Origin of the sequence: Deinococcus marmoris, from assembly GCF_001949125.1 — a bacterium.
Lineage (GTDB): Bacteria > Deinococcota > Deinococci > Deinococcales > Deinococcaceae > Deinococcus > Deinococcus marmoris_A.
In genome coordinates this window covers 1-14,533 of the sequence record NZ_MSTI01000053.1, presented here as the reverse complement: position 1 = coordinate 14,533, position 14,533 = coordinate 1, and the positions used below count along the sequence as shown (strand labels likewise).

The window sequence follows — 14,533 nt, the reverse complement described above, 5'->3', positions numbered from 1 at the left end:
GCACGAGTAGGGAAACGCCGCTGGCGCACCCTCCGCCTTTTTCAAAACGGTTAAGGGCCGCTTCGGACTTGAACGCTTTGCCCAGCACAGCAAGCAGGGTGTCCTGCGCTGGTGGTGCCTCTCCGGCTTGGCCTTCCTGCTCTGTCATCTCCAGGACCTTGACCTCCCTCTTCGCCTGCCGGGCATATGGCCGGACTGGGGCGACCTGGCGAGAACCGTGAGGTTCTCGTTCGTCCCCGACGTGCATCGTCGTGCGCTTCAATTGGAGCTAGACGCGCTTGATGCCTTCCAGCACGCATCCCCTGCTCTCATTCTCTAAACTGCAAGATGTCAGTTGAGCGAGACGCCCCTCATCAGCAAAGGAAGACCCGAAGCCGTCTGGCCAGCCGTGGTGTCGGTCTGATCGGTGATCTGGCCGTCGTTTGACAGTTGTTTCACTGTGGCCGCGAACCAGGCCTGAGTGTCGCCCGTGACCTTTTGATCGGCGAGAATCAGGATCACGCCGCGTGCTGCGCCGCCGGGCGGCGTCAGGGTGGCGGCTGGTCCCTCGATCTTGACGGTCCAGCCGGAGGGCGGGGTGAACGTGACGCTGCCCACCCGCTCAGCTCCGGCCAGCGTGAGCAGCGACAGCAGCGTGATCAGCGGTTTGAAGAAGTAAGCCATAGCAACCTCGGCGGGAAAAGGGAGACCTTCAAAACGGATACCACACAGCATAGCGGGGACAAGCCGGGTAGCAGGGTCAGCCGTTGAGCATCCGCACCATGCAGGCGGCCACCCCGGCGGCAGCAGTGCGGGCGGGGCTGGAGCCAGCGAAAGTCAGCCCGCATACGGTGCGGCACAGCTTCGCCACGGCGCTGGTGGAACAGGTCCGGAGCCTGCACGAGATCGGCACGATCCTGGGGCACAAGAACCCAGCGACGACGACGCTCTATTGGCGCGTCAAGGCACAGCCATTGATGCTGGCAATGGACAGGTCCTGTCAGGAAATGGGCTTCAGACAGCCTCTAAGTGGTGCGCCCCGATGGCAGCTCAATCGCGCAATTGCTCCATTGGACGAGGTTGAAACCGAATTAATTAAGAATCATGACATCGGTGGTTTAAACAAATTAGAGGCTCGAATATGGTTAGATGGAGCCTTATCACACGAAGTTCTCTAGGGTGCAAAAGTCGGGAGTAGATAGGAAAAGTCGGCTCTAGTACGGTGTTTTCTGCAATGAAATACACCCAGAGCCGACGCCCCCAGGATGACCTGTTTGACCTTCTACACCCACACTTCGGTCTTAATCCCCGCAGGCTGGCTGTCCTCAGCGCACTGATGCCCTCATTGGGGCTCGAACCGTCGTCCTGTGGCAACTGCTGCCGATCATCCATCTGGATGGCAGCGAAAATACCGTGTACAAGAGGCTGAAACGCTTTCTTCAATTTGAGCTGGATCAGCTACTGGCTGCTTTTGTACCCTAGAGAAGCAAAATGGGCAATCTGCGCACCCAAGGATGAAGTGGCCAAATGGTGATCTTTGTTGTCTTGTCGGTTGCCAACTTTTGAGCTAGAAATAGAGTCTAGACCTATGAATTGATCGAGTGCAGCGGCGTCAGCTTTCATTTCACGTTTACGCGAAGGCTGCAACTCTCAACATGGCAGGCGGCGATAGGTGATGTCAAAGTTGCCTCGGATCAGGCGTCCCAGACGCTTATTTTACCTTTCCAGTCAAACCGCGCGACGAGAGCTTTCTCTCAGTACAAAGTCAGCGAGGGTGCTTTGCCCATCTTCTCTTTTGACAGCACTTCAGCTAGGGATGGCAGGACTGCACCTATTGACCGTCAATTCATCATTTGATATGATGAATTTATCGACAACCGATGATTAAAGGAGTGGGTCTTCCGTGACCCCTTGCATTTCCACCCGCGTTCACAACCACCACTTCCAGGAGGTTCTATGAAATACGCACTGCCCCTGTCCGCTGTCATGCTCATTTCGCTGGGTCTGACCCAGACCACCACGCAGGCCCAGGCGGTAGCCTCGACCATCACGGTGTGGACGTGGCCGGACAATGACAAGACCTTCGAGACGACCGTCAAGTTGTTCAACAAGGTACATCCCGAGATCACCGTCAAGGTACAGGCCTTCGCCAACGGCAACGACATCTACAAGAACAAACTGCTGACCTCCCTCATTTCAGGTAGCGGGCCAGACGTGGCGATGGTTGAGATCGGGGTGGTTTCCTTTTTCAGAGACAAGCCTGGCTTCGTTGATCTTTCACAGTCCCCATACAACGCCAAGCGCTTTGCCTCCAATTACGATCAGGCCGCATGGGCCGACGTCAACACCAAAGACGGCAAGATCTTCGCGCTCCCCAAAAACACTGGGCCAGGCGCTCTATTTTACCGGCGGGATCTGTTCAAGGCCGCAGGCATCAAGGACGATCCGGCCAGTATCAGCGCCTCGCTGAAAGACTGGGATCAATTCATCGAAGTGGGCAAGAAAGTAAGCAAAGACAACAAGCAGTGGATGATCTCGACTGCCGACGAAATGGTGAATGCCATCGTCGCGGAGGCGGGCGTGTCGTACTTCAATTCAGCGGGTGAGTTGCAGGTGACCGGGCCGGTCTTTCAGAAAGCCTTCGCCTACGCCAAGAAAGCTTACGACGCAGGAATTATCTCGCCATTCTCGTCCTGGACGCCAGAATGGCAGGCCACCATGAGCAAAGGGACTGTGGCAACTTACCTGTGGGGTAACTGGTTTGGCGGCCTACTCAAGTCCTCGTTCTCGACCGACGGTCAGGGCGAGTGGGGCGTGGCCGCAGCCCCGGCCTACAACGGGACGTCGTCGTTCAACAGCGGTGGCGATTTCATCGGCATCCTGCAAAGCAGCAAGAACAAGGACGCCGCGTGGACATTCATCACCTGGGTCACGCAGAATGCCGAGAGTCTCAAGGCCATGTATCAGAAAAACGATCTGTATCCCGCCTGGAAGCCCGCGCTCAGCGCAGCCTGGATGAACGGGACAGACGCCTATTACGCTGGACAGAACCCCAACAGTGTGTTCAAGCCCATCTCGGCCAAGATGAAGCCAGTGACGACCAATCCTGCCGATCCGATTGCGGCAGGTGCAGTCACCACCGCGCTGAATAACGTGTTGAAGAAGAATATGGACATTCCCAGCGCCTTGAAGGCAGCGGCCCAGGAAATCAAGTCGAAGATGTGAGTCCGGCGGCGGAAGGTGGCAGCCATCCTGCCCGCTTTCCGCCGCGTCCTGATTTCAGAGCGCGTGGAGGGAAGACATGCAACAGACGCTCAAGGCGCGCCCAGTCCAGCGGCGCGAAGCGGCGGATCGGCGCACGCTGCTGGCGACCCTCGCGCCCTATTTCCTGCTGTTCCTGATCTTCGGGCTGCTGCCGATCCTGTACTCGCTATACCTGGGCTTTCACCGCTGGGACGGCCTGAGTCCGATCAAGAGTGTGGGCTTTCAGAACTACGCCCGTGTCTGGACCGATCCCAGCTTCATCAAAGCGGTGACCAATACCCTGATCATCTGGCTCGGCTCAACGGTGCTGACGGTCACCACAGCCTTCGTGCTGGCATTCCTGGTCAACGAATATGTGGTGATCTGGCGAACCTATTTCCGTATGGTCTTTCTGCTCCCCCTGCTGGTGGCTCCGGCAGTGACGGCCATCATCATGCGGGTGCTGTTCTCCTCGGACTCCGGGCTGATCAATACCTTCTGGGGCAACCTGGTAGGCCATCCAGTGTATTTCGACTGGTTTTCCTCGACCGTCTGGATCAAACCGATGATCATCCTGATGATCGTGTGGCGCTGGACGGGGTGGCATTTCGTGATCTTCCTGGCTGGCCTTCAAAGCGTTTCCGGCGATCTCTACGAGGCCGCCCGCGTAGATGGGGCCACTGGCAGACAGGTTCTCGCGCGCATTACCATCCCGCTGATGCTGCCGACCATCGCCTTCAGCGTTATCACGGCGACCATCGGGGGCATTCAGGTCTTCGACGAACCGTTCGTCCTGACCAACGGCACCGGCGGCACTGACAATGCCGGACTCACGCTGGGCATGTACCTGTATAACGCGGCCTTCAGAAACTTCCAGTTCGGTCTTGGCTCAGCGGTGTCGTACTACGTCTTTATCCTGGTGGCAGGGTTCACGCTGGTTTACAATGCGCTGATCAGACGGAGCCGCGAGAATGGGTAGCGTCCCGAACCAGATTCAGGAGCGTCCGTCCGCCGCGCCGAAGATGGCCCGCCCAGTTCGGCGCGGCTTCATGGCGTTGCTCCGCAATCCACGCGCCCGAACCCGACTGATCGTGACCCTCATCGTCTTCCTGATCTCTCTGATGTTTGTCTTCCCGCTGTACTGGATGCTGGTGCTCTCCACGCACACCCTGCAAGAGGTTTCCGCTTTTCCGCCGCCGCTCCTGTTCGGCACGGCGCTGGGGGATAACCTGAGCCGCTTGCTGGAAGCCTTCAGCCCGCTTCAGGCCATCTGGAACAGCCTACTGGTGGCCGTGCCGAAGACGCTGGGCCTGGTGCTGATCAGCGCTCTGGCGGGCTACGGCTTCTCGCGTTACGCCCGCCTGACCACGGCGCAGTGGCTGCTGAGCGCCGTCCTCGCTACCCTCTTCTTTCCGCCTTCCCTGGGCTTGATCCCGTTTTTTCTGGAGATGAAGGTCTTCGGCTGGCTCAATACTTTTCTGCCGTTGATCATCCCGGCGATGGCCTCGGCCTTCGGCGTGATCTGGATGAATACGTATATCTCGGCGGCCATTCCGCGCGAGCTGTACGAAGCCGCCGAACTCGACGGGGCCGGACCCATGACCACCTTCTGGCGCGTGGTGCTGCCCATCATTCGTCCGGGCCTGTCGGCACTCGCGGTCTGGACATTTATTGGAACCTGGAACGACTTTCAGATTCCGCTGATCATCCTGAACGACGCGGACAAGTTCACCATGCCGCTGGCCCTGACCACCCTCAGCGCCATGCGAAGTTCCGATACCCCCGCCATCATGCTGGGCACCGCCCTGGGCATTTTGCCGGTGTTCCTGATCTTCGCCTTCCTCAGCCGCCAATTCATCTCGGGCCTGACCAGCGGCGCGGTCAAGTCCTGAACCTTCAGGTGACGTTCCATGATTGAAACCATCGACCTCAGTGGACTCTGGCAGTTCCAGTTTCACGAACCCGCCGGTCAGGACGCCCGCCAGCTTCCCGTCGCCCCCTACACCGACGCCATCGCCCTGCCCGGCACGGTGGATCTGGCTGCAAAAGCGCCTCTCAACCCGCAGATGACCGACACTTTCCTCATGGCTCACCTGACCCGCAAGCATCCCTTCGTGGGCTGGGGCTGGTACGAGCGGACGTTCGAGGTCTGCCCGGAGCAGGACGGGCGTTATTTTCATCTGGTGCTGGAACGCCCCCACTGGGAAACGACCCTATGGCTGGACGGCCTTCGGGTGGGCAGCGCCGAGAGTCTGTGCATCCCTCACCGCTTTTCGCTGGGCCGCCTGAGCGCCGGAACGCACACCCTGACCCTGCGGGTAGACAACACCATCCGCTATGCCGTGGGCGACGCCAACAGCTTTCAGGGCTTCTATGACTTGGCCCACAGCGTGACCGATCACACCCAGACCAACTGGAACGGCGTGGTGGGCCGCCTGGAATTACAGGTCAGCGACCACCTGATGATTGAGGCGTTAGAACTGTACCCGGACGCCGGACGAGCGACCCTGGAACTGCGGGTCACTCTCCGCAATCAGGGCGATCCCAGGAGTTCAGAAGCCGTTGTCCTGCACACGGCGGTTACCCTCAGCGATGGGCGAACGGTTGACCTGCCCGCCGAGCTACTGGCCCTGGATTCAGCCCACACCACCTATGTCTGGACGGTGACGCTGCCCGCAGATGCGCCGCGCTGGGACGAGTTCTCACCCGCACTCCATGAGGTTACGGTTTCTCTCGAACAGGACGCTCTGGTTCTTGATCAGCAGATCCAGAACTTTGGTCTGAGAGACTTCGCGACCCGTGGACAGCAGTTCACCATCAACGGGCGGCCCGTGCTGCTGCGCGGCACCCTCGACTGCTGCATCTTTCCGCTGACCGGGCATCCGCCGACGGACGTGGAGTCCTGGCGGGAGGTCTACCGCGCCGTGCAGGCGTACGGCCTGAACCATGTGCGTTTTCATTCGTACTGCCCGCCAGAAGCCGCGTTCCAGGCCGCCGACGAACTGGGTCTGTACCTGCATGTCGAGACGCCGGTCTGGCCTGAGTTGGGTGGCGATCCCGTGCTGGACGATTTCATTCGCCGTGAGGCCAGGCGGATCGTGCAGGAATACGGCCACCATCCGTCGTTCTGCATCCTGGCGGTGGGTAACGAGCCGCACGGGGAAGGGCAGCACGCGTTTCTGGCCCAGTTTCAACAGGAATGGCGGACGCGTGACCCACGGCGCGTCTACACCGGCTGTTCCGGCTGGCCGCACCTGATCGAGAACGGGTTTCACTCGACCCCGGAACCCCGCGCCCACCGTTGGGGCGAGGGACTGGATTCCCGCTTCAACCGCGAGGCGCTGGACACCTGCCAGAATCTCAGCGGCTGGAACCTCTTTGCCGTGCCCACGGTGACCCACGAGATGGGCCAGTGGTGCGCCTTCCCCAATCTGGACGAGATTGCGCGCTACAGCGGCCCGGTGGCGGCCCGCAACTTCGAGTTCGTGCGGGACGATCTGGCAGCCAAAGGCATGCTCCCGCTGGCCCACGACTTTCTGATGGCCTCCGGCCACTTACAGACCCGGCTGTACAAGGAAGAGATCGAATCCGCCCTGCGCACGCCCGATTACGGCGGCATCCAACTGCTGGGCGTGCAGGACTTTCCTGGTCAGGGCACGGCACTGGTGGGGGTCATGGACGCTTTCTGGACGCCCAAACCCTACAGCGATCCGCAGCAGTTTCAGGAGTTTTGCGGGCCGCTGGTGCCACTCTGGAGCAGCCCGCGTTTCACCATCGACGATGGACGCCTGCGCGGCGAGGTGCTGATCAGTCAGTACGGCCCGGCCAACCTGGACGGGAGCGTGGTGAACTGGACGCTCCGTGACGCCGGCGAGACGGCGCAACTCTCTGGGACACTGAGTGCGGGCACACTCGCCACCGGAAACGTCCACACCGTCGGGAGTCTGGACGTGGACGTTACGGCACTGGAGACGCCAGGTCAGTACGAGCTCTTGCTGTCGGTGGAGGGTCATGAAGCAGAGGGTGAAACGAGGCAGGCACAGAACCGCTGGACGGTCTGGCTCTACCCTCCCACTCAGCCAGAAGACGATCTTGAGATTGTTACCTCACTTGATGATGCGGTTCTGGCTCGCCTTGAGGCGGGAGCCAGCTTGATCTGGGCACCACCGCCAGAAACCCTGTACGCCGCTTCCCAGATGGGCTTTACCACGGCGTTCTGGAACGTGCTGTGGACCCAGGGCCAGCCTCCCCACACGATGGGGCTGCTGTGTGACCCAGCGCACCTGGCGCTGGCTGACTTCCCGACAGACATGCACAGTGACTGGCAGTGGTGGGAACTGGTTCATGGACGACAAGCGCTGCACCTGGACCGTCTGGGCGTGGCGCTGACGCCGATTGTGCGGGTGATCGACGACTGGAACACCAATCGCTCACTGGCATTGCTGGCCGAGGCGCGGGTGGGCCGGGGCCGCCTGATCATCAGCAGTTCCGATCTGATGAGCGATCTGGAGCGCCGCCCGGTCGCGCGGCAGATGCGGCGAAGCCTGGCACAGTACCTTCAGGCACTGCCCTCTGCCACACTGACGGAACTCACGCCGGAGCAGCTCCTGCTCCTGCTGGGTGAGTCTCCGCCAGCGCCCACCACACTGGATTCATCCCGTCCCACGTTCTGACCCGCCTCATGTTTTGTTTGCGCCGCTGTCCATTGAAGGAGCTTTGTGACCACACTCCAGCAGAACCTCCGCCCCGAGCCTCTGCACGCCGCCGTGGCGCGCGAGCTGATGGCCCGCGTGATGGGCGGTCACTACAAACCAGGCGACCTGCTGCCCATCGAACCCAAACTGGTCACCGAATTTGGCGTGAGCCGCACCGTCATTCGCGAGGCAGTACGCTCGCTGAATGACAAGGGCATCATCACTGTCCGGCAGGGCAGCGGCATGCGGGTCGAGCCACCAGACCAGTGGAGTTACCTCGATCCAGTCGTCCTGTTCGAGCTGGTCAAAGCTGGACGGTCGCCCACGCTCTTCGACGAGTTGCTGGAGGGACGGCGCATCCTGGAGGTCCAGCTCGTTGGCCTGGCCGCCAGCAAGCGCACGGACGAGGACGTTCAGGGCCTCGCGGACTTGCTGGCCCAGATGCGCGAACATGTTCGTGACCCCGATCCCGCCGAGTACAACAACCTCGATCTGGCCTTTCACGAGTTGATCGCCCGCGCTGCAAGGAACCGCCTGCTGTTCGAGGCCATGCGGCCCATCACCGAAATCACCCGGATCGGGCGCTTTTATACTGTGTCCGTCAGTGGCGGTCTGGAACTCAGCCTTCGCGGCCATGATGAGCTGTATCAGGCCGTCCGTCTCCAGGATGTCGGGGGAGCGCAGCAGGCCATGCTCCACCACGTCCAGCAGTTCGAGACCAACATTCGTGACACCCTCCACCGACAGGGAGAGACTTCATGACCCATACGCTGTCTGGCAGTCCAGCGGTGGCCCCCCGGCCCGCCGACCGCATCCGCTCGCTGGAACTGTTTCTGGTTGCGCCGCGCTGGCTCTTTCTCAAGATCACCACCGAGCAGGGCGTCGAGGGCTGGGGCGAACCCATCGTCGAGGGCCGCGCCGCGACCGTCAAAGCGGCGGTCGAGGAGTTGTCCGAGTACTTGATCGGCAAGGACCCCAGCCGCATCGAGGACCTGTGGCAGACCCTCTACCGGGGCGGGTTCTATCGGGGCGGCCCAATCCTGACCAGCGCGATCAGCGGCATCGAGATGGCGCTGTGGGACATCCGGGGCAAGACGCTGAACGTGCCGGTCCACGACCTGCTGGGCGGCGCGGTGCGCGACGCCATGCGTGTGTATTCCTGGGTGGGGGGCGACTCCCCCAGGGATGTGGCGCAGGAGGCAGTCGCCAGCGTGAATCGGGGCTTCACAGCCCTGAAGATGAATGGTTGCGAGAAGTTGGAATGGATTGACTCGCCCGCGCGGGTCGGTGCCGCCGTCGAGACCATCGCCGCCGTTCGCGAGGCCGTGGGGCCAGAGGTCATGATCGGGGTGGATTTCCACGGACGGGTTCACCGGGGCATGGCCAAGGTGCTGGCCCGTGAGCTGGACGCCTTCAAGCTGATGTTTATTGAGGAACCCGTTCTTTCGGAGAACATCGAGGCGCTGCGCGACATCGTGGCCCACACCAGCACGCCGATTGCCCTGGGTGAGCGTCTGTACACCCGCTGGGATTTTAAGCAGGTCTTTAAGGACGGCTATGTGGACATCGTTCAGCCCGATACGGCGCATGCTGGGGGCATTCTGGAAACCCGCAAGATCGCAGCGATGGCCGAGGCCCATGACGTGGCGCTGGCGATTCACTGCCCGCTGGGACCAATCGCGCTGGCGGCCAGCTTGCAAGTAGATTTCTGTACGCCCAACGCCTTTATTCAGGAGCAGAGCCTGGGCATCCATTACAACCAGGGCAGCGATCTCCTGGAGTACCTGCGAGAGCCTGCGGTGTTCGAGTACCGCGCGGGCTTCGTCGGGCGGTTGACCGGGCCGGGTCTGGGCATCCAGATCGACGAGGGCAAGGTGCGCGCCGCTGCAAAGGTAGGACACGCCTGGCGCAATCCAGTGTGGCGCCACGAGGACGGCAGCCTTGCAGAGTGGTAGTGGGGCCGAATGGTGAATTCATGATCGTATCGAGATTCGAGGCACAGACCGCCAAGGCCGTGTACATCTACCTATTGCGCGGCACAAAACGAACGCTACTAATTGACAGTGGCCTAAGCGATACTCCGGAAGATGTGCTGCTGCCGGGTCTGGCCGCCGAGCACCTGGAACCGCAGCAACTGACCGACTGCGTGATCACGCACGCCGACTGTGACCACTGCGGCGGCGACGCGGCCCTGCGGCTGACCTGTCCACATCTGCATTTACATGCTCCGACAGGTGACCGTGCCATGATCGAGCAGCCTGAACGCCTGATGCATCAGCGGTACGAGGCTTATGAGGCCAGACACGGCGTTGGCTATGACCCGGAAACCAAGACCTGGATCGCGCAGACGGCTGGCCGGGCAACCCCTGTGGACAGTGTGCTGAACCCCGGAGACACCATCGACCTGGGCGGCGGCACGCTGGAGGTCATGGCCCTGCCCGGCCACACTGCCGGACACCTGGGCTTGCATCACGTCGAGGAAAGCACCCTATATGTGGGCGACGCGCTGCTGGGCCACGGTGAATACGCCCTGGACGGCACCCTGCACGCCCCGCCCAGTTACGTGACGGTTTCTGGTTATCTGGATACCATTGAGCGAGTCCGTGCACTGCGGCCAGAACGTTTGATGTTCGCGCACCGTGAAGTGGTGGAGGGAAGTGGCATCGCTCCGTTTCTAGATGAATGCACCCGATGGGTACATGAGGTAGACGCCGCTGTCCAGCGTGGCGTTCAGCGGCCCGGCGGCGCAACCCTGCGCGAACTGATGGAGGAACACGCCACCAGCTTTGGCACTTTCAACGCCCCAGTCGATCTGATGTATGCCCTCTCAGCCCATCTGGACGCGCTGGTGGAAAAGGGATTGGCCCACAAGTCCTTAGCGACACAGACATCTGGAACGCCTGAACGCTTCCAGTGGGTGCGGTGATGGCCGGAACTTCATCAGAATCGGCTCTTCCACTGCTGGCCGGGAAGGTGGCAATGGTGACTGGAGCGGGCCAGGGTATTGGCCTGGGCATCGCGTGGGAGCTGGCATGGGCCGGGGCACGGGTGGTGGTGGCCGAACTGAATGTGGAGGCAGGTCAGGGGGCCGCTCTGGCGCTGACGTCCGCTGGCCTGGATGTCACCTTCGTCGAGACGGATGTGGCCGATCCAGCCAGTAGTGCCCGCGCCGTGCAGACCGCACATGAGCGCTACGGCGCACTCGATATCCTGGTCAATAACGCTGGAATCACGACATTCAAGGACATGTTCGAGGTCACGCCCAGCGACTGGGACAAGCTGATGAATCTGGACTTGCGCGGCCTGTTCTTCGCCTCGCAGGCGGCGGCACGGGTGATGAAAGAGGCGGGCGGCGGCGTGATCATTCACATCAGTTCCAACCACGCGCTCGCCACGCTGCCGCACAGCGAAATCTACGCGGCAGCCAAGGGCGGCGTGAACGCGCTGACCAGGGCGATGGCGCTCAGCCTGGGGCCGCACGGCATCCGGGTGCTGTCCCTGAGTCCCGGCTTTACCGATACGCCGCACTACCGCCGCTGGCTGGCCGAGCGGGGAGAGGCTGAAACCGAACGCGCCGTGAACGCCCTGCATCCGGCGGGCCGGATCAACACGCCGCAGGAGATTGGCCAGCTCGCGGCTTTTCTGGCTTCTGACAACGCCCGCGCCCTGACCGGCGTGGACATCACCGCCGACGCGGGTCTGAGCGCCCGCCTGTACACCGCCGACGGTTTTTGAACAGCAGGGAGGAAAGATGATTGCGTTTCTGGACGGCGGCACCACGCAGACCCGGTTGAGAGTCTGGGACGGCCAGTCAGTACAGTTCGATACGGCAGTGTTGGTTGGTGCCCGGACAGGCGCAGTTGATGGGCACAGTCACGCCCTTCGGGCCGCCGTCCAGGAATTGATCGGCGCAGCGCGGCAGGTTTTCCCACTGGACGCAGTGGTGGCCTGCGGCATGCTGACCAGTCCTACCGGACTGTATGAGGTGCCGCACCTGGTGGCTCCAATCAGCACCGCACGGCTGGCCAGCCACCTGGTGTCCCGCGAAATTGAGGGCTGTGGTCCCATCCTTTTCATTCCGGGCATTCGCACGCAAGACATAGACGTGATGCGTGGCGAGGAAACTGAGGTTACCGGCCTTCGGCAGATCCTGGGATTACGCGGCCCGGTCAACTTCCTGCACTTCGGCTCACATGACAAGCTGATCTACACGGACGACGACGGCATTCAGGGATCGCTGACCAACCTCAACGGTGAGCTGCTGAATGCGATGACCGGGGCAACTATCTTGAAATCGAACACGCAAAATCCGGTAGAACTCTCGGATGTGGATCAGCACTGGTGGCGGCAGGGGATGGAGGCAGCCCGTCAGCACGGGCTGTCGCGCGCGGCCTTCCTGGTGCGAATCGGCGGGCTGCTGCGCGGCGTGACGCCGGGGCAGGGCACATCCTGGCTGCTCGGTGCGCTGGCCGAGGGCAACCTGCGCTGGATTGAGCAAGCCGGGCCAGAGCGCACGACGGTTCTCTACGGGCGCTCAACCGTCACGCAGCCGTTCATGGCGTATCTGACCGAACAGGGCTTCCCGGCTCAGATCGCGTCCGAGGCGCATTCGGCGCTGGCTGCCGTCATAGGAGCGGCCCGGCTGTATGAGCTGTGGCGCGGCCTGGCCGGACAAACGCAGCCCTCCAGGCCGGCGCAGCCATGACCCGCCCCGACCTGACGTCGTTGATTGAGCGTCATCGTCTGATTGCCATTCTGCGCGGCGTGCCTCCTGTCCATGCCCCCGTCCTGGCCCGCCAACTCCACGCAGCGGGCATCCGGCTGCTGGAAGTTGCCTTCAGCGACGAGCATGGTGAGCCTGGCCTGCGGTCCATCCAGGCGCTGGGACTGCCTGGTATGCATCTGGGCGCAGGCACGGTCACCACGCTGGAGCGGGCCGAGGCCGCGCGACAGGCGGGAGCGGGCTTCGTCCTGACACCCCACCTGGTGCCTCAGGTGAACGCCTATGCCGCTGAACATGGTCTGGGCCTGATCAGCGGTGCCATGACGCCCACCGAGATCATGCAGGCCCGTGAGCAGGGCAGCGAGGTCGTCAAGCTTTTTCCAGCAGGTGATTTGGGGGCGGGCTACGTGAAAAGCCTGCTGGGACCGTATCCAGACCTGAAACTCCTGGTGGTCGGCGGTGTGGACGCGTCGAACCTTCCTGGCTTCATACAGGCTGGCGCAGTAGGCGCGGGCATCGGCGGCTCGTTGACGCGCGCGGACTGGAACACGCCTGATTGGACAGCTCTGGACCTGCGGGCGCGTGAGCTGATCGCGCTGGTTTCGCCCTGACGTGGGGTCCCAGCCAAGCAAATGAAAAGCCAGGGCAACCCCACCGCTTCCCTGAACTGGGATGCAGCAGTCGGCCTGAACGGCAGGTCCACGTCACCCTGGCCTTTCTATCAGGTGATTGCGGGGGCCTAGACCCAGTTCACCGAGGAGCGCGAGCGACAGCACAAGCGAAAACTCTTCCCTCATGACGTTGCTCAATTGCGCTCCCACTCAATAAGGCTGTGGCCCCATTGGGGGCGAATCAGCGTCCCACGCCCAACGGGGCTACAGCCACGAAGGCCAGGTGGGCCTCGCCGTCCTTCTCCCCATAACGGTCCAGCAGCCCCGATAGCTCCTGGACAAACAGGCGTGCCCGTTCAGGGGTCAGGTACAGTGTCCGCCCCTCGCGCAGCCAGGGGCGCTCCAGATCCTCCAGGGTCAGGCAGCGCTGGCCGTCTAGGCTCAGGTCATGGGCAATCCGGCCAGAGTCTCGCCGGGTGATCAGGTAGCCCAGCCGCGAGGTTTCGGCGCTGGACAGCCGCGCCACCGAGCGCGAGATCAGGCGGTTGGGTTCCTCCACGGCGGCCATCAGCAGTTCTTCCAGGGTGATGGCATCGGTGGCCCAGAACGGCACGAAGAACCGTTCGTGGGTCACGCGGTAACGCTTGATAGGCCGCCCAGCCCGGCGCTGCTGGACACTGACCCGCAGCAGCCCCCTGGTCACGAGCCCTTGCACCTGCCTCAGCAGCGTGTTTGGTTTCAGCCCCAGTTCGGCAGCGGCCTCGCCCACCGACACGTCCCGGCCAAAAAACGGTCCGAGGACCATGCGCGCCTGTGGATTGAGCAGCAGACGGGCCGCTGCTGGATCAAGGACGATCCCTGGATCGTCCGCATCTCCCACCTCTGGCCTACGTGATGGTTTCCGTTCCATTTCACGTAGCTTAACTGACATCTTGCAGTTTTGGAAAAGGATGTCTGGAACGCACTTTTGGCCCCATAGTGAGGTGTGTACCCAAAAGAATCGCGCTCCAGACGGCTTTATTCTGACATTCTGCCTTGCTTTTCTCGCAAGCAACACCGGGAATCCTTCGAGGTCTTCCTCGACCTGCTGCTTGATGGTTCCGGCAGACCTCTGCCGGAACGGGCCACCGTCAAATCCCCCTCGGCGCTCAGCCGCTTTTTCAATCACGCCACCTGGAGTACCCGTCAGCTCTGCCGGGTGATGCGTCAACACGCTCTCCAGACGTTGCAGGATCAGTGGCGACAGCAGCCCCATCAGCGCCCCAGACTGGAACTCCTGGTTG

At 61.9% G+C, this 14,533-nt stretch carries 13 protein-coding genes and 2 pseudogenes; 13 read left to right on the top strand and 2 right to left on the bottom strand.

Annotation, left to right across the window (positions count from 1 at the left end; translation table 11 throughout):
• Window positions 1-330: 330 nt before the first annotated feature.
• On the bottom strand, window positions 331-663 hold the full coding sequence (locus BOO71_RS07845; protein WP_075831395.1) for a hypothetical protein: 333 nt from the start codon (window positions 661-663) through the stop codon (window positions 331-333).
• Window positions 664-746: 83 nt separating this feature from the next.
• Here BOO71_RS07845 and BOO71_RS07840 point away from each other — a divergent pair, with 83 nt between their 5' ends.
• The 12 genes and pseudogenes from BOO71_RS07840 to BOO71_RS07790 all read left to right on the top strand — a co-directional run bounded on the left by BOO71_RS07840 (window position 747) and on the right by BOO71_RS07790 (window position 13,250).
• On the top strand, window positions 747-1,157 hold the full coding sequence (locus BOO71_RS07840; RefSeq protein WP_139322828.1) for a tyrosine-type recombinase/integrase: 411 nt from the start codon (window positions 747-749) through the stop codon (window positions 1,155-1,157).
• Window positions 1,158-1,213: 56 nt separating this feature from the next.
• Window positions 1,214-1,449 (top strand): annotated as a pseudogene (locus tag BOO71_RS28680) (IS4 family transposase); the annotation flags it as partial.
• A gap of 486 nt (window positions 1,450-1,935) precedes the next feature.
• Window positions 1,936-3,204 carry an ABC transporter substrate-binding protein gene (locus BOO71_RS07835; protein WP_075831393.1) on the top strand — a complete coding sequence of 423 codons (1,269 nt, stop codon included), beginning with the start codon at window positions 1,936-1,938 and terminating at the stop codon, window positions 3,202-3,204.
• A gap of 76 nt (window positions 3,205-3,280) precedes the next feature.
• Window positions 3,281-4,201 (top strand): carbohydrate ABC transporter permease, encoded by a 921-nt coding sequence (locus BOO71_RS07830; protein ID WP_075831392.1) that lies wholly within the window; start codon window positions 3,281-3,283, stop codon window positions 4,199-4,201.
• A complete protein-coding gene (locus tag BOO71_RS07825; protein ID WP_083653213.1) occupies window positions 4,194-5,114 on the top strand; it encodes a carbohydrate ABC transporter permease in 921 nt (306 codons plus the stop codon). Before BOO71_RS07830 ends, BOO71_RS07825 begins: the two co-directional genes overlap by 8 nt.
• 18 nt (window positions 5,115-5,132) lie before the next feature.
• A complete protein-coding gene (locus BOO71_RS07820; protein WP_075831391.1) occupies window positions 5,133-7,895 on the top strand; it encodes a glycoside hydrolase family 2 TIM barrel-domain containing protein in 2,763 nt (920 codons plus the stop codon).
• Between the two features lie 45 nt (window positions 7,896-7,940).
• Window positions 7,941-8,678, top strand: a complete 738-nt coding sequence (locus tag BOO71_RS07815) for a FadR/GntR family transcriptional regulator (protein ID WP_075831390.1) — start codon at window positions 7,941-7,943, stop codon at window positions 8,676-8,678.
• Window positions 8,675-9,871 carry a galactonate dehydratase gene (dgoD, locus tag BOO71_RS07810; RefSeq protein ID WP_075831389.1) on the top strand — a complete coding sequence of 399 codons (1,197 nt, stop codon included), beginning with the start codon at window positions 8,675-8,677 and terminating at the stop codon, window positions 9,869-9,871. The genes BOO71_RS07815 and dgoD overlap by 4 nt, the downstream gene beginning before the upstream one ends.
• 20 nt (window positions 9,872-9,891) lie before the next feature.
• Window positions 9,892-10,842, top strand: coding sequence for an MBL fold metallo-hydrolase (locus BOO71_RS07805; protein WP_139322827.1), 951 nt, complete (start codon window positions 9,892-9,894; stop codon window positions 10,840-10,842).
• Window positions 10,842-11,651, top strand: coding sequence for an SDR family NAD(P)-dependent oxidoreductase (locus BOO71_RS07800; protein ID WP_075831397.1), 810 nt, complete (start codon window positions 10,842-10,844; stop codon window positions 11,649-11,651). Before BOO71_RS07805 ends, BOO71_RS07800 begins: the two co-directional genes overlap by 1 nt.
• A 16-nt stretch (window positions 11,652-11,667) precedes the next feature.
• Window positions 11,668-12,621, top strand: a complete 954-nt coding sequence (locus BOO71_RS07795; RefSeq protein WP_075831387.1) for a 2-dehydro-3-deoxygalactonokinase — start codon at window positions 11,668-11,670, stop codon at window positions 12,619-12,621.
• Window positions 12,618-13,250, top strand: coding sequence for a bifunctional 4-hydroxy-2-oxoglutarate aldolase/2-dehydro-3-deoxy-phosphogluconate aldolase (locus BOO71_RS07790; RefSeq protein WP_075831386.1), 633 nt, complete (start codon window positions 12,618-12,620; stop codon window positions 13,248-13,250). The genes BOO71_RS07795 and BOO71_RS07790 overlap by 4 nt, the downstream gene beginning before the upstream one ends.
• Before the next feature lie 241 nt (window positions 13,251-13,491).
• Here the strand turns inward: BOO71_RS07790 and BOO71_RS27715 are convergent, their stop codons facing one another.
• Window positions 13,492-14,160, bottom strand: coding sequence for a hypothetical protein (locus BOO71_RS27715; RefSeq protein WP_175607394.1), 669 nt, complete (start codon window positions 14,158-14,160; stop codon window positions 13,492-13,494).
• Window positions 14,161-14,235: 75 nt separating this feature from the next.
• On the opposite strand from BOO71_RS27715, the pseudogene BOO71_RS28260 reads away from it, so the two are divergent.
• A pseudogene (locus BOO71_RS28260) lies at window positions 14,236-14,533 on the top strand (transposase); the annotation flags it as partial.

Bases quoted from the DNA above. Each gene is read 5' to 3' on its own strand.
- BOO71_RS07845 (WP_075831395.1), bottom strand. From the start codon at position 663: ATGGCTTACTTCTTCAAACCGCTGATCACGCTGCTGTCGCTGCTCACG.
- BOO71_RS07835 (WP_075831393.1), top strand. From the start codon at position 1,936: ATGAAATACGCACTGCCCCTGTCCGCTGTCATGCTCATTTCGCTGGGT.
- BOO71_RS07830 (WP_075831392.1), top strand. From the start codon at position 3,281: ATGCAACAGACGCTCAAGGCGCGCCCAGTCCAGCGGCGCGAAGCGGCG.
- BOO71_RS07825 (WP_083653213.1), top strand. From the start codon at position 4,194: ATGGGTAGCGTCCCGAACCAGATTCAGGAGCGTCCGTCCGCCGCGCCG.
- BOO71_RS07820 (WP_075831391.1), top strand. From the start codon at position 5,133: ATGATTGAAACCATCGACCTCAGTGGACTCTGGCAGTTCCAGTTTCAC.
- dgoD (WP_075831389.1), top strand. From the start codon at position 8,675: ATGACCCATACGCTGTCTGGCAGTCCAGCGGTGGCCCCCCGGCCCGCC.
- BOO71_RS07805 (WP_139322827.1), top strand. From the start codon at position 9,892: ATGATCGTATCGAGATTCGAGGCACAGACCGCCAAGGCCGTGTACATC.
- BOO71_RS07800 (WP_075831397.1), top strand. From the start codon at position 10,842: ATGGCCGGAACTTCATCAGAATCGGCTCTTCCACTGCTGGCCGGGAAG.
- BOO71_RS07795 (WP_075831387.1), top strand. From the start codon at position 11,668: ATGATTGCGTTTCTGGACGGCGGCACCACGCAGACCCGGTTGAGAGTC.
- BOO71_RS07790 (WP_075831386.1), top strand. From the start codon at position 12,618: ATGACCCGCCCCGACCTGACGTCGTTGATTGAGCGTCATCGTCTGATT.
- BOO71_RS27715 (WP_175607394.1), bottom strand. From the start codon at position 14,160: ATGGAACGGAAACCATCACGTAGGCCAGAGGTGGGAGATGCGGACGAT.